Raw genomic sequence first — 22,127 nt, 5'->3', positions numbered from 1 at the left:
TTAAAATTTGAATTTTATCCGGTTCTTGTGATTTGTTTCTTGGTTCTTTGTATTTCCTTCGGATTTTGGGTTTTTGGCTTCGGATTTAATTAATCCTTTCTTATTTCAACCCCAGCGCACTCAACCCCTGCTCAAAAACAATATCTACAGGTATTCCTCTTTGCTGTAATGCATCCAGATCAGATTGCAGATCGGCCTTAATAAGGCTTTTCTCTTTTTGCAGCGCTTCCACACCTGCTTTATCGCCATTTCCCTGTAATGTTAGGATCAGCGCTCCCAGGGCATTCATTGCCGTTCCAAACTTTTCATAGTTCACTTTATAACGTCCTTTACTTGTCTTTTCAAAAGCGCCTTTTTCCTGGAAGAAATTAAAATTGAGCATATTGGCCTTACCGTGAGCGCTGGCGGCGCCAAAACGCACAGAACGCAGTATACCTGCCATATAGGTGGTATAATAGCTTTCGATATCCCCTTCCAGTTCTCCTTTTTCTACCAGTTTTGTTACCATGTATAAACCCAGTATATCCGCTTTCGCTTCCTCAAGCCATGACTGCTGTTCCTGCAAAGCAGCCCTTACCGTTCCCTTGCCATTTACAGTTGTTTTAATGCCTAAGCCATGCGCCACTTCATGAAACATCACATTGGAGAAAAAAGCATCGAAGGTTATCCTGGATAATTGAGAGGCATCAATGAGTTGATCAGCAATAGGCATCAATATTTTATCGAATTTGGCCCGCATGGCATTTTTAAGCTGCGAGCGGCGGGTTCCTTTGGTTTGTTGTATGGTTTCATCGTTGGGCAGGTTAACGGCAATGGTTTTGGAGCCGGCATTACAATCGCCTGCATAATAAATTACATCGTATGCATTCAGCTCCGAGTCGGCGCCGGGCTTTTCCGATTTGTATTTCTTTTCTACCGGAAGCCCTTCCTGCAGTTCGGGCAACATGGCAACATACTTTGCCAGTCGCCTGCTCCATTCCTTATCTTTTACCAGCAGGTAAGCTTCAAAGGATGCACGGTAATTGAACAGCTTATCTTCGTAATTTTCAATAGGACCTATAATAAAATCAATACCATTTGTTTTCATATCCATCCAGGCCATATCGCTGGCGGTATATTTACTGGTAACAAGCGCTTCAGCGCGCAATTGCAAATATTTCTTTAAACCCGCATCTTCTGCAAGCGCTGCTGCCGCTTTCAGCAGCGAAGCTGCTTTTTCAAGCTGCGTTTTATATGCTTTGTGATAAGGCACTGAATACAGTTTGCCCGCAGCATCACGTTTAACAACAGAATACAATCCCTGTTTATCTTTTATATCGGTCTTTTCAAATTCTTCTTTGGTCATATCCTTAGGATAAAAATTAGCGCCCGGCGGTTTAACACCTGCCCCTGCAACAAACGCTGTATCATTCTTCAGCCTGTCCCACGGGCCATAATTGATGCTTATAAATTGCTTTGTTGCTTCATCAGCAGTGGCATTCAGCAAACTGTCCTTATTGCCGTAAGCCTGAAGCCAGAACAAGTCGTCCATAACACGGGCGGCTTCAATGAGCAACGGTAGCATTTCTTTTTCCCCGGCCGTAAGCTGACTTAGATTGGTTGTTAGCTTTACCTTTTCATAGGAGGCCAGCCTTTGCTGTATATAGTTCATAACAGAATCCTTTGCTTGTTCATTTGTTGCAGTGGCATTATTATTACCATTGCAGGATAATACTATACCTGCCGCGGCGCTTAATATGAGAAAGACGTATTGTTTCATGGTGATTTTATTTAAGAAGGTCAAATGTAGGAATTAAGATTGGACGGGAATGGTGAATAGTCAGTAGTCAATAAAACCTCGCCATTTCAAATCTCAAATCTTAATTACATTTGCACAAATAACTGTTATGGCAGATCAGCAACCCAACCAGCTCAACATAGAAATTTCTGAAGAAATTGCGGAAGGCGTATATGCCAACCTTGCTATTATTACGCACAGCCATGCCGAATTTGTGGTGGATTTTGTGAATGTGATGCCGGGCACCCCCAAAAGCAAAGTAAAATCAAGAATTATTCTTACGCCGCAGCATGCCAAACGCTTTATGAAAGCCCTGGTGGATAATGTAAAACGCTTTGAAACGGCCAACGGGCCTATACAGGATATTGAAGAAATACAAATACCCATGAATTTTGGGGGACCTACCGCACAGGCGTAGAGGTGAGTAGTAAGTAGTAAGTGGTAAGTGGTGGGTGTCAATCACAAAACAACCAATCAATTCCACAGCTACACCAGATTCTTATACACTTCCAACGCTTTTTCTAAGCAATCCATTGCTTTATGAATAGCATCTACATTCAGCACATAAGCCAATCGCACTTCCTGCTTACCAAGCCCGGCGGTTCCGTAAAAGCCGGTTGCCGGCGCCATCATTACCGTATGTTCTTTATAAGAAAAGGATTCTAATATCCATTGGCAAAAACGGTCGGAATCATCTACCGGAAGCTGGGCCATAGCATAAAAAGCCCCCCCGGGATTGGGACAAAATACGCCCGGGATTTTATTGAGCCGGCTAACCAGGGTATCTCTTCTTAACTGATATTCAGCTTTTGTGGCGCTAAAATAATCGTGTGGCAGGTCTAACGCGGCTTCACCGGCAATTTGCCCGAAAGAAGGCGGGCTAAGCCTGGCCTGCGCGAATTTCATACCCGTTTCCACTACCTGCTTATTTTTGGTAATTAAAGCACCAATTCTTGCGCCGCAGGAGCTATACCGTTTTGAAATGGTGTCGAGCAATATTACATTGTCATCTACACCCTCCAGTTGCATGGCGCTGAAATGTGTACCCGTATAACAAAATTCCCGGTATGCCTCATCAGAAAAAAGATACAAGTCATGCTTTTTAACTATGTTCTTCAGTGTTCCCAGCTCCTCTCTGCTATACAGGTACCCCGTTGGATTATTAGGGTTACAAATAAGAATGGCTTTTGTTTGGCTGGTTATTTTTTCTTCCAGGGCAGCAATGGGCGGCAGGGCAAATCCATCTTTAATATAAGAAGTTACCGGTACTACCTTTATACCCGCGGCAACAGCAAATCCATTATAGTTGGCATAAAAAGGTTCGGGAATAATTACTTCATCCCCCACATCAAGACAACTCATCATGGTAAATAAAATGGCTTCCGACCCGCCGGTAGTAATAAGGATCTGCGTATGATCAATATGAATGCCGCCATCCTTATAATAATTCACCAGCTTACGGCGGTAGCTTTCATTACCGGCGCTATGACTATATTCCAATATCTTAAAATCTGAATGACGAACCGCATCCAGCATAAGCTTGGGCGTTTCAATATCGGGCTGCCCGATATTGAGATGATATACCGTGATACCTCTTTGCTTAGCCGCTTCGGCATAAGGAACCAATTTCCGGATGGGCGATGCCGGCATCAACTGCCCACGGGTGCTGATGGATAACATGCAACAAAGATAGAGAACACATGAGAGCTAATAAAAATAAGAAGCGGTGTTTTTTAGCCGGTTATTCATTTAAATGATAGTATCCGGCTGATTTCGCTTTTGCCTTTTCAATTTTCACCTCTACCTTTGCGCCATGCAAATATTAGATGGCAAGCTGGTAGCACAGGCTGTAAAAAATGACTTAAAGCTAAAAGTAGACGCCCTCAAAGAAAAAGGGAAAAAAACACCTCATCTTGCGGCCGTTTTAGTGGGTAGTAACGGTGCCAGTGAAACCTATGTTGCTTCCAAAGTAAAAACCTGCGGGGAAATAGGATATCAATCCACGCTAATCCGCTTTGAAGCAGATGTTGCAGAGCATGTTTTGCTTCAAAAAATACAGGAACTGAACGCAGATGATAATATTGACGGAATACTGGTTCAGTTACCGCTGCCCAAACAAATTGCCGAAGAAAAGGTGATCAACACTATTGCTGCGGAAAAGGATGTGGATGGTTTTCACCCTGCCAACATGGGTAAAATGATACAGGGGCAACCTGCTTATATCCCGGCTACACCTTATGGCATCCTGTTGTTACTGGAACATTATAAAATTGAAACGAAGGGTAAACATGCAGTGGTAATAGGGCGAAGCAATATTGTAGGCCGCCCCATAAGTATTCTCCTCAGTCAAAATACGCCTACGGGAAACTGTACCGTAACACTCTGCCATTCGCATACCCGTAACCTGAAGGCCATTTGCCGGCAGGCGGATATTATTGTAGCAGCTTTAGGCAAACCGGAATTTCTTACCGCAGATATGGTGAAAGATGGAGCTATAGTAATTGACGTGGGCATAACGCGGGTAGAAGATCAAACCAAAAAGAAGGGATATGCCATTAAGGGAGATGTACACTTTGAAACTGTGGCTCCCAAATGCAGCTATATCACCCCCGTGCCCGGCGGAGTGGGCGCAATGACCATAGCGGCACTTATGCAGAATACTTACCTTGCCGCTACGCAAAAACAATAGTGGAAAGTTTATGGTTCGTGGTTTTGAAGTTTGTAAGACTGAAGTACTGTAAATTTTATATTAGATTTTGAAAGAAACAATACACATTTCTGCAACAACGCTTCCTGTTATGGAGTCATTTTATACACTCCAGGGAGAAGGCGCGCACCAGGGAAAAGCTGCCTGGTTTATTCGCCTTGGCGGATGCGATGTGGGCTGCGTTTGGTGCGATGTAAAGGAAAGCTGGGACGCAGACGCGCATCCGCAAAAATCAATTGATACTATTGTAAATACTGCGCTGCAGGCTATTCCGGTCAGTCATCAACTACCGGGTAACAATACAATTATTGCTGTAATTACAGGAGGGGAACCTCTGCTCTACGATCTTAAATTACTGACTACAGCTTTACAAACTGCCGGGTTTCGTACACATATTGAAACTTCGGGTAGCAGTAAAATGAGCGGTGTGTGGGACTGGGTATGTCTTTCTCCTAAAAAATTCAAAGCGCCACTGCCTGAAATAATTCCATTGGCCAATGAACTGAAAATAATCATCTATAATAAATCAGATTTTGCCTGGGGTGAAAAGTTCGCGGCGCAGGCAAATAAAGATTGTAAACTATACCTTCAGCCCGAATGGAGCAAAGCCGCTGCCGTTACGCCAATGATCATTGATTATATTAAGGCAAATCCTCAATGGCAACTGAGCCTGCAGGTACATAAGTATATTAACATTCCGTAAAAAGATTTGAAACAGGAGGGATTTGGAGTTTATCGTTTGTAGTTGCATTTCCCTTCGAATTTCTGGTTTCCAGCTTCGGATTTGATATTTGAATTTTATTTGGTTCTTGTCCTTGTCATTTGGAATTCCTGTTATTTCCTTCCATTTCCTTTTTCAAAATATCTTTCATAATCATCGTAGCATGTACTCTTGAATTTTCAATAAACCAGCTATGCGTATCCATGCCACCACATACTACACCGGCCAGGTAAATATTTTGTTTATTGGTTTCCATGGTTTCAGGGTTATAGTCGGGACGTAGTTTTTCATCATCCGATAAATGAATTCCTGTTTTGCGCAGAAAATCAAACTGGGGCTGGTAACCCGTAGTAGCAATTACATAATCGTTGGGTATAGTAATTATTCCGTCCGGAGTTTGTATAGCTACCCTGTCTTCATCAATAGCGGCTAAAGTGGAATTAAAAAAAGCTTTGATACTTCCTTCGGCAATACGATTTTCTATATCCGGCTTCACCCAATATTTCACCCGCCGGCCTATTTCGCTGCCCCTGATCACCATGGTTACTTCGGCGCCCTTGCGGAAGGTTTCCAGCGCCGCATCAACAGCAGAGTTATTGGCGCCAACCACTACCACTTTCTGCATGGCATAAAAATGCGGCTCTTTGTAATAGTGCGTTACTTTGGGCAAGTCTTCACCCGGTATGTTCATTAACACCGGCTTATCATAAAAGCCGGTGGCCAGCACAATGTATTTGGTATGGTAGGTTGTTTTTGTGGTAATTACCTCATAGTTACCATCCCTGCTGTTAACAGATTGCACTTCTTCCTGCAGGTGTATATTCAGGCGGTTGGAAAGCGTTGCACGGCGATAATATTCCAGCGCTTCATTCCGGGTAGGCTTAACCGATATGGATACAAAAGGGATCCCTCCTATTTCCAACCGCTCTGAAGTGGAAAAGAAAGTCATATTATACGGATAATTATACAGGGAATTAACCAAACAACCTTTTTCCAGGATGCAATACTGTAAGCCGGCTTTTTGGGCTTCCAGCGCACAGGCAAGTCCTATAGGACCGCCACCAACTATAATGATATCTAACATGCAGATGAAAAGATTTTATAAACACTAAAAGGCAGGTAAACGATAAGCAAAGGTATGGACTGATTATGAGATTGGCTTTCCCGAAGATGTGCAACAAGCCCAAAAACACGCTATCCATGCTTCCCTTCGCTTATGCAGATCAACGCAAAAACAGCGTAATTGATAATATCATAATAGTTGGCATCAATGCCTTCGCTGATCAGGGTTTGTCCCTTGTTGGCCAAAATTTGTTTGATGCGCAGCAGTTTGGATAAAATAAGATCGGTAAAGCTTTCCTGGCTCATCTCCCGCCACGCTTCCCCGTAATCGTGGTTTTTATTTTCCATCAATGCCTTTGCATTACCCATTACCCTGTCGTATAAATGCTGTACGGTATGCACATCCAGCTCTTCCGCCTCTTCTGCTTTGAGCTCCATTTGCATAAGCCCTACTACCCCGTAATTCAGGATACCCTTAAATTCCGATGTTATATCATCATCAATTTTCTGCGATCCGGTTTCCTGTATGGTGCGGATACGTTTTGCCTTAATATAGATCTGGTCAACAATGGAAATGGTTCTTAAAACCCGCCACGAAGTACCATAATCCGTGGTTTTCTTTAAAAAAATATCCCTGCATTGTTTTACTGCGGTATCATACTGCTGAGTAGTAGTCATTATATAGCTGCTCATTTAATATGGGATAAACTATTTTTGTTCTTTAACTGAAGTTTCAAAAATAAGCCGAAAACAAATAATGTACACTTTAAACTGCAACGGGCGTTTGCTGGTGATGGATCAGCCCTGGATTATGGGTATCATTAACGCCACACCCGATTCTTTTTATAAAGAAAGCCGTAAGCAACACGTTGATGAGATTGCGCAGCTTGCCGGCAAAATGATAAAGGAAGGCGCCGCTATTATAGATATTGGCGGACAAAGCACCCGGCCCGGCAGTGAAAGCATAAGCGTGCAGGAGGAAACAGACAGAACAGCTCCCGCCATTGAACGCATTATACAGCATTTCCCGGATGCCATCATTTCGATAGATACTTATTCTTCCCGGGTAGCCAAAAACGCAGTGCAGGCGGGCGCTTCTATAATAAACGATATTAGCGGCGGCGATATGGACGAAGCTATGCTTCCCGCGGTTGCGGCGCTACACACGCCCTATATTTGTATGCATATGCAGGGAACGCCCCGTACCATGCAAAAAAATCCCCAGTATGAAAATGTTTCTACAACTGTACTTGATTATCTCGCCGGAAAAGTTGATCAATGCAGGAAAGCGGGCATTGATGATATTATTATTGACCCGGGGTTCGGCTTTGGAAAAACCATAGCACATAATTTTGCGCTGCTCAAATCCCTGCCTGCCCTGCAGATCATTAAACGGCCTTTAATGGTTGGACTTTCACGCAAATCAACCATCTATAAAACATTACACACAACGGCTGAAAACGCTTTAAACGGCACTACGGTTTTACATACCATTGCCCTGATGAATGGCGCCCATATATTGCGGGTGCATGATGTAAAGGCGGCTAAGGAGGCCATTGATCTGTTTATGGCTTACAAAAAGGCGTAGGAACAAGACAATTAGTTTTCACATCTCATGTGTTGCCAAAAGAAATGTTCCGGGGGTGACCACACTAACAACCGAATGTTTATAAAACTTTAGCTTCCTGAGGCCTGTATTTAATGAGAAAATAAGTAATGTTGGTAAAAGACATCGAAGAGGTCTACATGCTGTACCCCGGCTTTGAGCATCTGTTTAAAACGCTTTCCGAATCCGTTGCTAACCCTTCCCGGTTTAACAGAACATCCAAAAAAATATTAGTATCAATGAAAACAATCATTAACCGGTTTTAAGCTTTTCTTCCCTGATCATTCCTAATATAGTTTTATAATCCAATGCACGTAGTTCCTGAATGGGAGAGGAAGGTTTGAGTAAGGTGCCCAAACCATGTTCATCAATACCAATTTTTTCTTTCTCCGAGGCTGAACGCACAAATTCCCTTATAAGGCCTGAAACAGTCATTTTTCTTTTCCGGGCCAGTGCTTTAATAGACCGCTCCGTAAAAGCATCCATACTCATTGTAATTTTAACAGCCTATTATGTAAATCGTTTTCAGTTTACGTATTTATTTTTTATTCTCTGTTTTTTACCATCAATATATTTTAAATACAAAACGGACAGGCTACGGGGGTAACCTGTCCGTTTGAACATTATTTAGTGAGTAGTCAGTGGTGAGTAGTCAGTAGTCAGGTGAGAGTTAGTGCATACAGCACTCCATCATCTACCCCCTATGTTTACTCATCAATACCACCCCATTTTTTCTTTTGCCTTTCCTTTTTCACTACTTTTTAGGAGGCACAGCAGGCCGTACAGGTAACTGCTGGGGCGGAGCCGGCGCGTCTTTTACATCCAACACCTCTATCTCAAACATGAGGTTGGTATTGGGCTTTATTTTGCCGGAACCCTGTGAGCCATAACCCAGCACTGAAGGAATGAATAGCCTGCCCTTCGCTCCTTTTCCAAGCAGCCTCAGTCCATCATCAAACCCTTTTATGGAACCGCCGGTACCCAATGTAAACGTATAGGGCTCGGTATGATGAAAAGAAGAATCCACATTGCTGTCGAAGGCGGCGCCATCGAGGAATTTGCCGGTATATTTAACGGATACAGACTGACCGTCTTTACCCGGCTCTCCGCCAGCCTGCTGAATTTCAACATAAGTGCCTTCTTCCGTTTTGGTAGCTTTTATATTGTTGGCGGCAATATAATCCTGTAAAATTTTATCATCTTTTGTTTTCTGCGCAATGGCATGAATAGAATCCTGTTCACGGAACTTCTGCACTTCTCCGGCAAAATCTGCCTGTGCACTATCCGCTTTCAAAATATCTAATATTTTAAAAGTAGTTAACAGGTATTCTCCCTTTTTAAATTCAGGGGGCATTGCAGTCATTCCGCCTTTAAACACGCTATCGGTAAGAATGCGGGTAATAATACTGTCTCCTTTTCTTACTTCTTTAAATATGCCATAATACTCGGGCGGCAATTGCGTACTGTCTATAGGCTGGTATTGCGGAGGCTGACTGTAGGTATCCTTCATTGTAGAGTCCTTGTATTTTTGCGCAAAATGAAATTTCATTACTTCGCCATAAGCAATGGGGGACCCTTTGCCGTTGCTTATAATTTTATATTCCATTCCGCTTGCTGTTTTTTTATACGGTCCGCTTCCGCTGCTGCAGGAACTCAAACCAAAAGCTACTGCCACTATGGATCCTATCCATGTTATTTTTTTCATACTTTGTGATTATTGTAATTGTGATGCGTTTTCTTTTATTGCTTTTTTAAATAATTGCACTGTAGTTTGAAGCGAATCGGCGCTTCTGCCGCCGGAAGCATTAAAGTGACCACCTCCGTTAAAATACTTTCGCGCAAAGGTATTTACATCAATATCGCCCTTGCTCCTGAACGACCATTTTCTTTCTTCATCCCTGTCTATAACTAATCCTGCCAGCCTGATACCCTGTATGGTTAATGGATAATTCACCAGTCCTTCCGTATCTCCTGTTCTTACATTAAACTTAATAAGATCACTTTTTGGTATAGCAATGAGCGCCGCATTATACTCGTAAAATATTTCCATCCGGTGCAATAATACATGCCCTATAAATCTTAACCTGTCTTCCAGGAAATTGTCGTACAGGTGTTCGTGAATGATGGAATGCTTTAATCCTTTACGTTTTAAATCAGCTACCATTTCATGCACGCTGGAAGTAGTAGCGGGGAAACGAAAAGAACCTGTATCCCCGATTATACCGGCATACAGGCAGTCGGCAATATCTTCATTAATTAATCTATCATTGCCCGAAGCTTTAATAAAGTCATATACCATCTCCGAAGTAGAGCTTTTTGATGTGAGGCTAATGCCATAATCAAAGGCCTGCGTTTCCGGCTGTTCGTGATGGTCAATCAAAATTTTAACGCATTTCAGTTCCGCAAGCTTTGCTGCCATGTTTTTTGTACGGGACAATGCATTAAAGTCAAGACAAAACACCCATTCTGCCACTTCTAAAGCGGCAATGCCCTTTTCCCTGGCAGCTTCAAAATCAATCACTTTTTTTGAACCGGGCATCCATTTCAAAAAATCGGGCCAATTGGTAGGCGAAATAACCGTAACCTCATGCCCCAACCGGGACAATACCCCGGCAAGCGCTAAAGAGGAGCCCATAGCATCCGGGTCAGGCTTCTGATGCATGGTAACAACTACTTTGCGCGGCGTATGTAATAATGGATAAATCTCCTGGATGGGTTTCATACAAAGCCGCAAAAATGAATTATAATATGCATTCAGTCAAATCTTTTTTGGGCTAAACCATTACCTTTGCTGCCCAAAAGAAAAAATATGAGCAATATTACGTTTACGATGATCAAGCCGGATGCCTTTGCAAACGGACACACAGGAGCTATTTTGGACAAAATCATTAAAGCCGGTTTTCGCATTGTGGCTTTAAAGCTTACATCCCTTTCCGGTGAAAAAGCCGGGGAATTTTATGCCATTCATAAGGAACGTCCATTTTATGGTGAGCTGGTTGCCTTTATGAGCAGCGGTCCGCTCGTTGCCGCTATTCTTGAAAAAGATAATGCTGTAGAAGATTTCCGTAAGCTAATTGGCGCAACTGATCCTGCCAAGGCTGATGCCGGCACTATCCGCCGGCTTTTTGCCGAAAATGTAGGCAGAAACGCCATTCACGGAAGCGATAGCAATGAAAATGCGCAAATAGAGGGTAGCTTTTTCTTTAGTAGTCTTGAAAAATACTAAGTGTAACAACTTACCGGCTGGTTTTATTTGCTAAATAATTAAAAAATATTCCCTCCTTTGAGGAGTTTGGCATAATCTTAGATATATCAATTACATCTTTCTCAAGGGTTTAGGGTTGAAACTAAAGGGGGCTCATTTCCATGAGCCTCAATTTTTTTATACCTGATCCAACCAGTTTATTTTTTATAAGCCTTCCACCACTGCCCCGCTCCCGTACATCTGACTTTTATACTGCAATGAAGGAGAAGAAAGAAATCCGCCTATACCTAACGCTTCCCATTTTTTGTCAACAGCTTCTATAGTAGCATCGTCTGCAACAATAATATTGGGCCAATCCCGGTCAAAACCATCCCACTCTTTGGTTTTTCGTGTACCATCAAGTCCTAAACAGGCAACCTTTTTTCCAGGCTGACCGGCAGCGGCCTGCTCAAAAAGTATATGATCTCTTTTGGGATCCAGGTTATTGCAAAACCGCCATAGCGCTACCGGCAAATTACCCGGATCAACACTGTATTCTACATATAAGATCATCTTAATGTTTTCTATACCGGGTATGGTGGTGCAAATCTGCTTGTGCAGCTCTTTTATGTGCGCTGCTTTATTTTTTTTAACCGCAATAATCAGGCAGGGGATATCCAGCCCCGGTAAATCCATATTTACGCCTGTTATTTCAGGAAAGTTATCAAGAAAATTGTTTTGCTGAAGTTTTTGCGCAGACAATTGCAATTGGTATTGTTCATTCGTTTCCTCCTCAAATTTGCGGGTACCATCTATACACATTTTTCCTCCAAAACCCATTTTGCTGCAACTATGATCCAGCACATCCATAGGACCTGTAGCAAAAAAAACATCTGAGGACACATTCAGGTTTTTGAATACCTGCTGTGCCAGGCGCCTGTAATCCTGTATGTTAACAAGCTCATCGGCTATCACCAATATTTTATTGAACATCATTTGTCCTGCACCCCACATGGCATACATTACTTTTTGTCCCTGCCCTGCAAACTCCTTTTTGATTTTGGCAATAACGAGGTTGTGAAAAACGCCTTCTACCGGCATTTCCATATCTATGATCTCGGGCACCATGGTCATTTTAATGGGCGCCAGGAAAATTCTTTCGGTGGCCTTACCCAGCCACGCGTCTTCCTGGGGCGGTATGCCTACTATAGTAGCGGGGTATACCGGATTTTTTTTATGGGTGATGCAGGTAACATGAAAACGGGGATACCAGTCGGGAAGCGAATAATAGCCCGTATGATCGCCAAAGGGGCCTTCCCATATTAATTCATCGTTGGGATCAACATAACCTTCAATTATAAAATCCGCATCGGCAGGCACTTCCAGTTCGGGTTGGGTAATACACTTTACCAGCTCCACTTTTTTCTTCCTTAAAAAACCCGCCAGCATATATTCATCTACATTTTCAGGCAGCGGAGCGGTAGCAGAATAAGCATATACCGGGTCTCCGCCCAGGGCAACGGCAACGGGCATACGTTTTCCGGCTTCCCTGTAGCCATTGTAATGCCTTGCCGACACTTTATGCTTATGCCAGTGCATACCGGTAAGGGTTGGACCAAAAACCTGCATACGGTACATGCCAACATTGCGGATGCCTGTTTGTAAATCTTTGGTATGAATAACGGGTAATGTAACAAATGGGCCGCCATCTTCAGGCCAACAGGTAATAACGGGCAATTTTCCAAGGTCGGGGTTTTGCATTACTACTTCCTGGCAGGCACCCCTCCCGCTTTTTACCCTGGGCATCCAGGATGCAAACTGGCTGAGCTTGGGCAGCAGGTTGAGTTTATCTATTATACTTTCTTTGGGTTTGGTAAGCAGCTTAAAAAGATTTTCAATTTCCTTAGCAATATCATCAAGGCGGTTTACCCCCAGGGCCATGCACATCCTTTTTTCACTGCCGTACGCATTCATCAGCACCGGGAAATCATAACCCGTATTTTCAAACAGCAAAGCTTTACCGCCATCCCCGCTTTTACTGACGCGGTCTGTAATTTCCGCCATTTCCAGCTTTGGATCTACATACGCATTTATTCTTAACAGTTCCCCCGCCTTTTCTAATGCATCAATAAATTCCTGCTGATTTTTATACGCCATGTTGCTGATTATTTTCCTTCAAAGATAGCGTATGTACAGGCATCCCCGGTTTATTCAGCAACTTCAAATTAATCCTAAAAAAAATCCCACCGGGAACAGCGGGATCTAAAACCAAAACAAGAGAAACTAAACATTTAATGATTTGAGATTTCAAATTTCAAATCCCATTAATTCGCCTGCCCAGCCCTGTTGATCTCATCCGATACACCTGTTGCTCTTTTGCGGGATGGCGCGATGGTATTTTTTCCAAAACGCCAGGTAAAGCTTGCCGTAACCTGGCGGGTATCCCAGCGGTTTTTTACAGTTACATCCACATCGCCGTACTTCATGTAGCCGCCAAACTTTTGCCAGCCGAAAGGATCGCGGATATTGAGGCGCAATGTTGACTTCCCTTCCATAATGTTTTTTTGCAGGCCTATGCTCATCTGGTACATTTCGTTCATCACCAGTAAACCATTGAGTCCTTCAGACCGGTAAAAACCACTCAACTCCGCCGAAAATCCCCTGGCAAAAGTGAAGCTATGGGTAAGGTTTACCATATATGCTGTATTAGAGGCATCAATAGGCGACCCGTTATATATTCCTTTGTACTGATTGTTATACAGGTTTAAAAATATACTGGTATTAAACCACGGCGTCCATTTAAAGGGTGCGGTAACAGCCAGCCCGATATTGCGGAATTCAGATACATTTTCTGTAGTTTGAAATGTTGTCTTCTCATCCGTATTTTGCCGTAATATCTGTGATATCACATCCGTTGTTTTGCTGTAATTAAGCGTAGTGATGAATTTCCCTCTAAAAGAATGACTTAGCTCCATATTATGGCTAAACTGCGGCAGCAGGTAGGGATTGCCTTTTTGATAAGTTAAGGAATCAAGAAAATAAATGAAAGGATTCAAATCCTGGTAATTCGGCCGGTTTACCCTGCGGCTATACGACAGGGTTAGCTGATTGTTTTTATTGATCGCGTAGCTTACGAATGCCGTTGGAAATAAATTGGTATAATGTCTTTTAAAGGCGGAATCATTCGTTACCTGGTACCCTTTTGTATTGGTATTTTCTGCCCTCAGCCCTGCCTGGGCGTTCCACCTTTCACTGAGCTTTTTATTAATATTGATGTATGCCGCATTAATATTTTCTTCGTAAATAAAGTGATTGGAACGAAAATCATTTGCCCATTCTTCACCATCATAGCGTGTGTAATTAACAATATTGTTGTTCTTCACGTAGTTGACTTTTATGCCGGCTTCTATCTTGAAATCCTTTTTAAACGGATGTACATAATCCGATTTAAAAGAATAGATGTCAATATTGGAAGGAAGATGTCCCTTCAGCAGTATGGGGTCGCCCAGGGTGTTGCCCAATTTATCTGTAGCGTTTGTGGTGAGCAGCATCTCCGAAACATTATCATACTTCACATAGTCCACATCTATGGTAAATTCTCTGCCCAAACTGTCGAAGCTGTGTTTGTAGTTGATATTGCCTGTGTAGTTCCTGAACTTGATATTATTATCTGTAGCAGAATGCAGCCCCGATTGCAGGCTACCATCGGGGTTATAAATATTGGATATGGTAGAAGGTGCAAAATCGCCAAAAAAGCCAAACCCCGTAAATACCACACCCAGTACGTTTTTATTATTGATATAATAGTCGGCGCCCAGCTTAGCGCTATGATTATCACCTTTGCCGTTAAAAGCAGTATTCAATGCCGCTGAAGCGTTTAAGGTTCCGTCTTCATTATAAAATTTTCGCAAAATGGTTAATTCATTTTTGCGTTTATTGAAATTGGGATTATAATTACCAAATATGTTGATTTTATTTTTCCTGTAATTGAAATTGAGGCTGTGCTGTAATTTGGGCTGTACATACAGGACGTCATTTTTTGAAAAAAAACCAGCGGAGGCGCCTAACATTATACTTCCGTTCAAACCTGTCTTTAAGCTTTTCTTCGTCTTAATATTGATGATGCCCGAGTTACCGGCGGCATCATATTTCGAAGAGGGATTGCTCATGATTTCTATCTGGTTAATAGCGGAGGCAGGTGTATTTTTAAGCAAATTAGCCAGGTCGGCCGCGGAAAGATAAGTGGGCTTGCCATCCATCATTACAATTACACCGGCTTTTCCTTTCAGGCTAATGTTTCCATCATTATCTACTGTTATGCCCGGCGATTTTTCGAGTACTTCCATTGCGGTTGCACCGGCATTAGTGGGAGCCGCATCTACATTTACCACCAGTTTGTCTATTTTTTGTTCAATCAGCGGCTTTTTTACGGTTATCACCACGGCCTTCATATCCCTGCTTTGTATTGCAATATCTGTAGTACCGGTTTGAATGGTTTGACTTGCCGAAGAAACAGTAAAAGGAGCAGTATATTTATTTTCAAATCCAACTGCGCTTATAAGCAACAAAAACCTGCCTTCTCCTGAAGAGAGGAGTTCAAATTTTCCATTTTTATCTGTTACTTCAATTTTAATAACAGCAGAGTCTTTAGCCATTAAAAGTGTTACGGTAGCAGCTTCAATAGCTTTTTCACCGCTTTTTACCGTGCCTGTTATTCTTGACATATGCTGAGCCTGGAGCAGCAACATGCTGAAACAGCTTACAGCTAATGTTATACATATTTTTTTCATTGCAGTTTTTATTTTGTCTTTCAAATAATTGCAGGACAAACCTATGGTACTTTGCAATGCATAGTACATAGTTTTGCAATGAAAGGCTTAAATCAATGATATTTGGTAATGCATAGTACTACCAAGATAAGTTGGCAGGAAGACACTACAGAAAAAATACAGGCTATGCTTTTAAGGGTGCTGAAACTGCGTTCTTTTTTGACCAGAAGAATAGCGCAATACCTGTTATAATCAATAATGAAGATATAATTTCTGCCTGGGTAGGATGAAATCCAAAAAGATCGTATTTCGTGTTTACACGGATCTTTTCAATAAAAAAACGTTCTAACCCGTTCAATACCAAGTAAATGGCAAACATTTGACCGGGGATGGTTATTTTTTTCCTTAACGCCAGCAGTACCAGGAATAAAATCAGGCAGGTAATGATCTCATAAAATGGAGTGGGAAAAACAGGTACAGGCAGGGCATTGCAATGGTCGCCTGTACAGTCTGCCATTTGAAAGCCCTGTTCATTTACATTATGCGGGTAAGCGTAGGCTACCGTCCATTTTGGAAGAAAGGACGGCGCTTTTACAGGCATGCGTGGTATACTGTCTGTTCCAAATTCGCTTAAATAAATTGTTTTATGGGTTTCAAGCGCTTTTTCAAAATCGCCCGGCCCCGCTTCTATTGCTTTACCTGATACACTGGTAACATAAGCGCTGTTTAAAATACCCCAGTCGCCGTCTCCGCTCACCTGGCATCCAATTCTTCCCAGGGCGTAGGCCAACATTAAAGTGGGAGCGGCGGCATCTACCAGGTGCCGGATGCTGATCTTTTTTTTGCGGGCATACCACAAAATAGCAATGGTAGCACAAATTAAACCGCCGTAAAAAGTAAGTCCGCTGGGAGATAATAAATTGTCAATAGGATTTTGTATAAACCTGTCCCAGTTTTCGAAGTTATCAAATAGCTTAGCCCCAATAAAGCCAAAAATAGCAGCGTAAATAGTAATGTCACCCACTCTTTCGTGCGGCCATATCCGTATTTTTCGTTTCTCGGGTTTTGCAAGCTTCTGTTTTCCTTTTTCGCGGTACTTTAACCCGGCAAAAACCAATGCCAGTATAATACCTCCACCCCAACTTCCCTTACCCGAAAAAATATATTCCTGCGGAGGAATCTGATCACTGTTAAGAAAAATACCCAACGCCTTGTAACCCACTAAAAAACCTAACAAGGCATTAACCAGCAATTCCGTCAGGGAGGCAGGTTTACCTATAATAATAGTTTCTTCCACCGGAAACAACAGCCCTTCCCTTTCTTTTCGCTTAAGTTCCGAAGCCAGCACCATAGCGGAAAGAATAAAAGCAATGGCAACAAAAAAACCGAAAGCATTTACAAATTTCGTCCACGCCCACGGCTCCATTCCAAAAGTATCTTTAAGAAAAAAATATAGGTTGGGATACATGTTTAACCATTAGTTGTAAGGCACAATGTTACTTTAAAAATATGGATTGAAATAAAAAATCCCGTTCTTTCGGAACGGGATAGTACAAGTAAATGAAATAATTTAATTGCAGTATTCTTCAAAAGCCGCAATAAGATTACTGGCAATCAACTGAGCAGGTCTGCCTTCTATTTGATGACGTTCAATAAAGTGTACCAGTTGACCATCTTTAAAAAGCGCTATGGCAGGAGAAGATGGCGGATAAGGCAACAGATGCTCTCTTAAAGTGTTAACCGCGTCAATATCAAAACCTGCAAAACTGGTGGTAAGCTGGTCGGGTTTTTTAGCTGCATTAGTCACAGCCATCAATACACCCGGTCTTGCACTGCCTGCAGAACAGCCACACACCGAATTGATCATTACTAAAGTGGTGCCTTTCTGCTGCAAAGCACTCTCTACTTCCTGGGGAGTTAACAATTCATTGAAGCCATTATCAGTCAACTCTTCCTTCATTGGTATTACAATTTCTTCGGGATACATTGCTTGAATATTTTAGTTTGATTAATTTTCGATACGGCAAAGTTAGGCAAATCTTTTCTCATTAATAATAGCGTCACATTGTCACCAAATATAATAAAAACAGGACACAATGTCCTGCTTATTTCATTTTAAGCAGCATTTCCTGCAAATAGTTCATTTTTTTACGGGTGGAACACTGTTTGATAATTCCCTGTTGTACAAACAACATTAATAACGATTAAAAATAACAAACTATGACACTCGTAAAAGTAAACGGATCCCCGGTAAAAAAAGCATATGGCAGCTTCTTAGATGAATGGCTTAATGAATGGACAAACCTGGGTAAAGACGATGATGCGGTTCAATACAGCAGCGCACCCGTAAATATTCATGAAACCAAGGAAGCCTATCACCTTGAACTCAGCGCACCCGGTTTAAAAAAGGAAGACATCAAAATTAAAGTGGAAAATGGCTTACTGACCGTTTCTTATGAACAAAAAGAAGAAACCAGAAGTGATGACTACAAAACGGTACGCAGGGAATTCAGGTATAACAGCTTTAAACGGAGTTTTACCTTAAGTGAAAAAATTGATGCAGACAATATCCAGGGTAAATATGAAGATGGGATATTAAAAGTATACCTGCCTAAGAAAGCGGAAGCACAGGCTGTTGCTAAACAAATAGACATTCAGTAAACTACAGTTACAGGTTTTTTGTACAGGCGAATTACAGGTTGATTTTGAAGCAGGCTGGCTCTTAAAAGCCAGCCTTTTTTTGAAAACATTAACGATCATACTATTTAGTTAATACAACATCGTGCCGGATTATGCATGATAGTTTGAGTGATGTATGAAATAAAGCATTAAATTTGTGCTACTTAATTTTTTAACCCACTAAAAGACCAGCAAATTGATCACTAATAAGTTTGCTTTCATCCTGGTTTTATTTATAGGTTTTGCTCTCCCGTCATTTTCACAGGTTATAGATTCGCTGAAAACAGACACGGCTAAATCCGATACTATTTTTCGCACTATTCCCCAGGAAGATTCGATACTGAGAATAAGAAACCTAAACCCTTACATTACGCTGCATGTGGATTCCACGCTGGAATATAAGCTGGATATAAACAAAGATCAGTCTAAATATTACTGGTTTCTGAAAAACTCTCCGGTTGGACTGAAGATTGAACGGAACAGCGGACTTTTGACTTTTAAAGCCGAAAAGGCCTTCTTCCTTTCCGGCAGACTGAAATATGATCTTGATTACAAAGTAGATTTAGGTGTGCAGAACTTAGATGATCCCAAAGATAAAATTGACACTTCCTTTACTTTGCTTTTTTTTAATACAGAGATCATTCCTTCCAGAATAAAGCCTGGCGTTAATAATATATTATATGTTGATGAGGGAGACAGCGTTAGTTTTAAAGTACAATGTGAAGACGGGAATTTTCCTATCCAGAATATCACCATGACCAGTAATTATCCGCTTAAAACCATTGGAACAGTAACCAAATGCGGAGATGATTTTAAATGGTCGCCACCGTTTGGCTTTGTCAAATCATCCGACAAGGATAAGCAAAGGGAAGTAATTGTTAATTTTGTGGGCGCTAACAAATTTAGCGTGAGGGATACGGCAACCATCCGGATTGTAGTAAAAGAAAATATCAATTACCCGCAAAAGGTACTTGAATACAATGAGGTAGTAAGAAATATCCAGACCTATTCCAACCGGCTGAAAGCCACTTTTATGGAACTGGATAAAAAGGTAAAATCCACACGCGGAACCCGCACTACCTTTGATCTTACCTCGGCGGCTTCTTCGCTGGGGGGTACTGTATTTTCATCCCTGCCAACAGACGGGCAAAAAACAGCAGGAAAAATATTACCCAGTGTTGGTGTGGCTATGGTACCTGTAAAAGAATCTGTAGCTCCTAATAAAACGGCGGAACAAAATTCGGCTACCCTTGTACGTAATAGTATTAAGCGCTTGGATTACCTGCTCCAGAATAACGTGCTGGTAGGTGAAAAAGACCCTGAGCTGATTAATAAAACGCAAAAATTAAGGGATGAGCTAAAGCAGATCCAATTGCAACTAATAGAAGTTCCTGTTGTTGAATTTGGCGATTCACCCGATGAGCTGGATAAATATTTCAATAATCCGAAAGTGGCTAAAAAATACCGCATGAGAAAATCATAAAATAACATTTTATGATTGGGGCCTCCCTTCTTTCTGATTACTGATTTACGGTTTCGGATTTTGTGTTTTAATTTTATCCCTGCGTTCTTTCATTTCCCGCCAGGTAGTTAAAACAATACCTTCCTTTTCAATAAATTTTTTCAATGCCGGATCTATCATGGCCAAGTAATCGCCTCTGCGGGTTGGTCCGGAATCAGATATATGCTCAAATACTTCCGTGGTATTGGTACAATGCATAATGATCATGGTAATACCGGGTTGAAGCGATTTCAGCACGTCCATATATTTACCGGTTTTATACGCCTGTAATTTTTTATCGTTTGCATATATATCCGGAGTGGGCTTCCAGCTATAGCTGTCGTTATACAAATCATCCAGCACCGGCAAACCGGCATCCCATAATTTTTTACCAATGACACGTGCCATTTGCATATCGGCAGAGGTGTTTTTCAGTTCCTGTGCAATTAAAGTATTATGTCCACCCGGAAACATCACCGGAATCTGGTATTCAATGCCCACTTTAATATAACGCTCTATAAAAGCAGGGGTGGCAAACAGGGTACCCATATGCGAGTCGAGATGTGTAGGTTCAAAACCCATGGTTTTTGCCCTGTCAACCTGTGCTCTTATTTCTGTTTCCACCTCATCGGCGCTGGCATGCCTCACTACATCGGCTACACCACGCCACATAGCGCCTTCAGCATCGGTTAAGCCGGGTGTTTGAGGCTTGCCGCTCAAGGATCCCCAGCGGTAATCCTTCCATTCGGATGTTAAGGTAAGATGCAGTCCCGCATCCAATCCGGGATGTTCTTTCATATAATGAACAAAGCCTGGTACCCACGGACAGGGCATCATAACACTGCAGGAATTGGCAACCCCTTTTGTCATGGCTTCTATACCGCCAAGATTTGAATCGTAAGACATACCCATATCATCTATATGCAAAATGATAATTTTAGCGCCTTTCGGGTATCCTAATTTTTCGGCAAATGTGGGGCTGTTCTGTGCTGTTAAAATTTGCACCTGCAATGCCAGGAGAAAAAGGGAAACAATACATTTCATGGTTACCTGTTTAGATCATGGAAGATAAGCCATATAGAGACGCCAAATGATCAGGCATACTCACAAGGCTGTGATCCAAATGGGTGTTTCCTTATTTAAAAACGCCTGATACCTCCTCCTCTACTTCTTCAAATATTTTCAGTTCCTTATTTTCCCTTCTTCCACCCATTACAGCATATTGCTCAACGCCTGTTGCGCGTAGATTCGATTTTGGCTCCGGTAATCCAGTCTATATATTCTCTTTGCTTTTATCAGTGGCAGGCATATCCAATGATTGAAGCAGGATCACATTTTATGGAAGCCTTTATTTTTCCGGCTTACTCAAAAAGGGTTTTAATATATCAATCGGTATAGGGAAGATAGTAGTTGAATTGTTTTCAGTAGCTATTTCACGCAGGGTTTGCAGGTAACGCAACGTTAGCGCACTGGGCTGATCTGATAATATTTTTGCGGCATCGGCAAGGCGTTGCGAAGCCTGGAACTCACCTTCCGCGGCAATCACTTTGCTTCTCCGCTCCCTTTCCGCCTCCGCCTGTTTGGCCATCGCTCTTTGCATTTCCTGCGGAAGATCAATCTGTTTTACTTCCACATTCGATACTTTAACACCCCAGGGTTCGGTGTGCATGTCAATGATTTGCTGCAGCTTGATATTTATCTTTTCACGTTGTGAAAGCAGGTCATCCAGTTCCGACTGTCCTAATACGCTCCGCAGCGTGGTTTGCGAGAACTGCGAGGTAGCCATCAGGTAATTTTCAACCGCCACTATAGCCTTCTGCGGCTCTACCACCCGGCAATACACCACCGCGCTTACCTTAACCGAAACGTTATCCTGCGTAATAATATCCTGGGTGGGCACATCCATTACCACCACCCGGAGACTCACCTTTACCATTTTATCTATAACAGGAATGAGTATAATAAGTCCGGGGCCTTTTACACCATCGCCCCCAATCAGGCGGCCAAGCCTGAAAATAACGCCTCTTTCGTATTCGCGTAATATACGAACGGAATTAGCAAGAATGATAATCACAAAAAAGAGGAGCACAATAAGTCCGATGGGAAGCTGTTCCATGGTTG

Annotated in this window: 20 protein-coding genes; 7 read left to right on the top strand and 13 right to left on the bottom strand. The window is 42.1% G+C overall.

Annotated features, from left to right (window positions below):
* Positions 1-100 precede the first annotated feature (100 nt).
* The gene (locus VL121_RS12170; RefSeq protein ID WP_325405635.1) at positions 101-1,759 is read right to left on the bottom strand and encodes a dipeptidyl-peptidase 3 family protein; all 1,659 of its coding nucleotides are present in this window, start codon (positions 1,757-1,759) and stop codon (positions 101-103) included.
* A 127-nt stretch (positions 1,760-1,886) separates the two neighbouring features.
* Here VL121_RS12170 and VL121_RS12165 point away from each other — a divergent pair, with 127 nt between their 5' ends.
* A complete protein-coding gene (locus tag VL121_RS12165) occupies positions 1,887-2,195 on the top strand; it encodes a DUF3467 domain-containing protein (RefSeq protein ID WP_325405633.1) in 309 nt (102 codons plus the stop codon).
* A gap of 68 nt (positions 2,196-2,263) precedes the next feature.
* Here the strand turns inward: VL121_RS12165 and VL121_RS12160 are convergent, their stop codons facing one another.
* The gene (locus VL121_RS12160; protein WP_325405631.1) at positions 2,264-3,457 is read right to left on the bottom strand and encodes a pyridoxal phosphate-dependent aminotransferase; all 1,194 of its coding nucleotides are present in this window, start codon (positions 3,455-3,457) and stop codon (positions 2,264-2,266) included.
* A gap of 133 nt (positions 3,458-3,590) precedes the next feature.
* Between VL121_RS12160 and VL121_RS12155 the strand changes: the two genes are divergently transcribed.
* Both VL121_RS12155 and VL121_RS12150 read left to right on the top strand, forming a co-directional pair.
* Entirely contained in the window at positions 3,591-4,466 is an 876-nt protein-coding gene (locus VL121_RS12155; RefSeq protein ID WP_325405629.1) for a bifunctional 5,10-methylenetetrahydrofolate dehydrogenase/5,10-methenyltetrahydrofolate cyclohydrolase, read from the top strand.
* A 67-nt stretch (positions 4,467-4,533) separates the two neighbouring features.
* A complete protein-coding gene (locus tag VL121_RS12150; RefSeq protein ID WP_325405628.1) occupies positions 4,534-5,187 on the top strand; it encodes a 7-carboxy-7-deazaguanine synthase QueE in 654 nt (217 codons plus the stop codon).
* A gap of 115 nt (positions 5,188-5,302) precedes the next feature.
* Here VL121_RS12150 and VL121_RS12145 read toward each other — a convergent pair whose 3' ends face one another.
* Both VL121_RS12145 and VL121_RS12140 read right to left on the bottom strand, forming a co-directional pair.
* The gene (locus VL121_RS12145; RefSeq protein WP_325405626.1) at positions 5,303-6,289 is read right to left on the bottom strand and encodes a YpdA family putative bacillithiol disulfide reductase; all 987 of its coding nucleotides are present in this window, start codon (positions 6,287-6,289) and stop codon (positions 5,303-5,305) included.
* A gap of 110 nt (positions 6,290-6,399) precedes the next feature.
* Positions 6,400-6,960 (bottom strand): DUF1599 domain-containing protein, encoded by a 561-nt coding sequence (locus VL121_RS12140; protein ID WP_325405624.1) that lies wholly within the window; start codon positions 6,958-6,960, stop codon positions 6,400-6,402.
* 64 nt (positions 6,961-7,024) lie between these two features.
* Between VL121_RS12140 and folP the strand changes: the two genes are divergently transcribed.
* Positions 7,025-7,855 carry a dihydropteroate synthase gene (gene folP / locus VL121_RS12135; RefSeq protein WP_325405622.1) on the top strand — a complete coding sequence of 277 codons (831 nt, stop codon included), beginning with the start codon at positions 7,025-7,027 and terminating at the stop codon, positions 7,853-7,855.
* Between the two features lie 270 nt (positions 7,856-8,125).
* Here the strand turns inward: folP and VL121_RS12130 are convergent, their stop codons facing one another.
* The 3 genes from VL121_RS12130 to VL121_RS12120 form a co-directional block, all read right to left on the bottom strand.
* Complete coding sequence (locus tag VL121_RS12130; RefSeq protein WP_325405620.1) at positions 8,126-8,359, bottom strand: hypothetical protein; 234 nt, start codon at positions 8,357-8,359, stop codon at positions 8,126-8,128.
* A 268-nt stretch (positions 8,360-8,627) separates the two neighbouring features.
* On the bottom strand, positions 8,628-9,578 hold the full coding sequence (locus VL121_RS12125; protein WP_325405618.1) for an FKBP-type peptidyl-prolyl cis-trans isomerase: 951 nt from the start codon (positions 9,576-9,578) through the stop codon (positions 8,628-8,630).
* Between the two features lie 9 nt (positions 9,579-9,587).
* Positions 9,588-10,595, bottom strand: coding sequence for a DHH family phosphoesterase (locus VL121_RS12120; protein ID WP_325405616.1), 1,008 nt, complete (start codon positions 10,593-10,595; stop codon positions 9,588-9,590).
* Between the two features lie 87 nt (positions 10,596-10,682).
* Here VL121_RS12120 and VL121_RS12115 point away from each other — a divergent pair, with 87 nt between their 5' ends.
* Positions 10,683-11,099: a nucleoside-diphosphate kinase gene (locus tag VL121_RS12115; RefSeq protein ID WP_325405614.1), complete on the top strand. Its 417-nt coding sequence runs from the start codon at positions 10,683-10,685 to the stop codon at positions 11,097-11,099.
* A 183-nt stretch (positions 11,100-11,282) separates the two neighbouring features.
* Here VL121_RS12115 and VL121_RS12110 read toward each other — a convergent pair whose 3' ends face one another.
* The 4 genes from VL121_RS12110 to VL121_RS12095 form a co-directional block, all read right to left on the bottom strand.
* On the bottom strand, positions 11,283-13,214 hold the full coding sequence (locus tag VL121_RS12110) for a menaquinone biosynthesis decarboxylase (RefSeq protein ID WP_325405613.1): 1,932 nt from the start codon (positions 13,212-13,214) through the stop codon (positions 11,283-11,285).
* A 167-nt stretch (positions 13,215-13,381) separates the two neighbouring features.
* Positions 13,382-15,847 carry a TonB-dependent receptor domain-containing protein gene (locus VL121_RS12105; protein ID WP_325405611.1) on the bottom strand — a complete coding sequence of 822 codons (2,466 nt, stop codon included), beginning with the start codon at positions 15,845-15,847 and terminating at the stop codon, positions 13,382-13,384.
* Positions 15,848-16,010: 163 nt separating this feature from the next.
* Positions 16,011-17,294, bottom strand: coding sequence for a prolipoprotein diacylglyceryl transferase (locus VL121_RS12100; protein WP_325405609.1), 1,284 nt, complete (start codon positions 17,292-17,294; stop codon positions 16,011-16,013).
* 102 nt (positions 17,295-17,396) lie between these two features.
* Positions 17,397-17,813, bottom strand: coding sequence for a BrxA/BrxB family bacilliredoxin (locus VL121_RS12095; protein WP_325405607.1), 417 nt, complete (start codon positions 17,811-17,813; stop codon positions 17,397-17,399).
* Between the two features lie 233 nt (positions 17,814-18,046).
* Here VL121_RS12095 and VL121_RS12090 point away from each other — a divergent pair, with 233 nt between their 5' ends.
* The gene (locus tag VL121_RS12090; protein WP_325405605.1) at positions 18,047-18,487 is read left to right on the top strand and encodes an Hsp20/alpha crystallin family protein; all 441 of its coding nucleotides are present in this window, start codon (positions 18,047-18,049) and stop codon (positions 18,485-18,487) included.
* Between the two features lie 214 nt (positions 18,488-18,701).
* Positions 18,702-19,988, top strand: coding sequence for a hypothetical protein (locus VL121_RS12085; RefSeq protein WP_325405603.1), 1,287 nt, complete (start codon positions 18,702-18,704; stop codon positions 19,986-19,988).
* 45 nt (positions 19,989-20,033) lie between these two features.
* Here VL121_RS12085 and VL121_RS12080 read toward each other — a convergent pair whose 3' ends face one another.
* Both VL121_RS12080 and VL121_RS12075 read right to left on the bottom strand, forming a co-directional pair.
* Positions 20,034-21,050, bottom strand: a complete 1,017-nt coding sequence (locus tag VL121_RS12080) for a polysaccharide deacetylase family protein (RefSeq protein ID WP_325405601.1) — start codon at positions 21,048-21,050, stop codon at positions 20,034-20,036.
* Between the two features lie 304 nt (positions 21,051-21,354).
* Positions 21,355-22,122: a slipin family protein gene (locus VL121_RS12075; RefSeq protein WP_325405599.1), complete on the bottom strand. Its 768-nt coding sequence runs from the start codon at positions 22,120-22,122 to the stop codon at positions 21,355-21,357.
* Between the last annotated feature and the right edge of the window lie 5 nt (positions 22,123-22,127).

This window comes from Agriterribacter sp., assembly GCF_035497235.1.
Taxonomy (GTDB): Bacteria; Bacteroidota; Bacteroidia; order Chitinophagales; family Chitinophagaceae; genus Agriterribacter.
The sequence above is the reverse complement of the archived record's forward strand: the minus strand, read 5'-3'. Positions and strand labels throughout refer to the sequence as shown.

Bases quoted from the DNA above. Each gene is read 5' to 3' on its own strand.
- VL121_RS12130 (WP_325405620.1), bottom strand. From the start codon at position 8,359: ATGGATGCTTTTACGGAGCGGTCTATTAAAGCACTGGCCCGGAAAAGA.
- VL121_RS12145 (WP_325405626.1), bottom strand. From the start codon at position 6,289: ATGTTAGATATCATTATAGTTGGTGGCGGTCCTATAGGACTTGCCTGT.
- VL121_RS12115 (WP_325405614.1), top strand. From the start codon at position 10,683: ATGAGCAATATTACGTTTACGATGATCAAGCCGGATGCCTTTGCAAAC.
- VL121_RS12100 (WP_325405609.1), bottom strand. From the start codon at position 17,294: ATGTATCCCAACCTATATTTTTTTCTTAAAGATACTTTTGGAATGGAG.
- VL121_RS12155 (WP_325405629.1), top strand. From the start codon at position 3,591: ATGCAAATATTAGATGGCAAGCTGGTAGCACAGGCTGTAAAAAATGAC.
- VL121_RS12165 (WP_325405633.1), top strand. From the start codon at position 1,887: ATGGCAGATCAGCAACCCAACCAGCTCAACATAGAAATTTCTGAAGAA.
- VL121_RS12075 (WP_325405599.1), bottom strand. From the start codon at position 22,122: ATGGAACAGCTTCCCATCGGACTTATTGTGCTCCTCTTTTTTGTGATT.
- VL121_RS12110 (WP_325405613.1), bottom strand. From the start codon at position 13,214: ATGGCGTATAAAAATCAGCAGGAATTTATTGATGCATTAGAAAAGGCG.
- VL121_RS12170 (WP_325405635.1), bottom strand. From the start codon at position 1,759: ATGAAACAATACGTCTTTCTCATATTAAGCGCCGCGGCAGGTATAGTA.
- folP (WP_325405622.1), top strand. From the start codon at position 7,025: ATGTACACTTTAAACTGCAACGGGCGTTTGCTGGTGATGGATCAGCCC.
- VL121_RS12095 (WP_325405607.1), bottom strand. From the start codon at position 17,813: ATGTATCCCGAAGAAATTGTAATACCAATGAAGGAAGAGTTGACTGAT.
- VL121_RS12090 (WP_325405605.1), top strand. From the start codon at position 18,047: ATGACACTCGTAAAAGTAAACGGATCCCCGGTAAAAAAAGCATATGGC.
- VL121_RS12140 (WP_325405624.1), bottom strand. From the start codon at position 6,960: ATGAGCAGCTATATAATGACTACTACTCAGCAGTATGATACCGCAGTA.
- VL121_RS12160 (WP_325405631.1), bottom strand. From the start codon at position 3,457: ATGTTATCCATCAGCACCCGTGGGCAGTTGATGCCGGCATCGCCCATC.
- VL121_RS12105 (WP_325405611.1), bottom strand. From the start codon at position 15,847: ATGAAAAAAATATGTATAACATTAGCTGTAAGCTGTTTCAGCATGTTG.
- VL121_RS12080 (WP_325405601.1), bottom strand. From the start codon at position 21,050: ATGAAATGTATTGTTTCCCTTTTTCTCCTGGCATTGCAGGTGCAAATT.
- VL121_RS12120 (WP_325405616.1), bottom strand. From the start codon at position 10,595: ATGAAACCCATCCAGGAGATTTATCCATTATTACATACGCCGCGCAAA.
- VL121_RS12125 (WP_325405618.1), bottom strand. From the start codon at position 9,578: ATGAAAAAAATAACATGGATAGGATCCATAGTGGCAGTAGCTTTTGGT.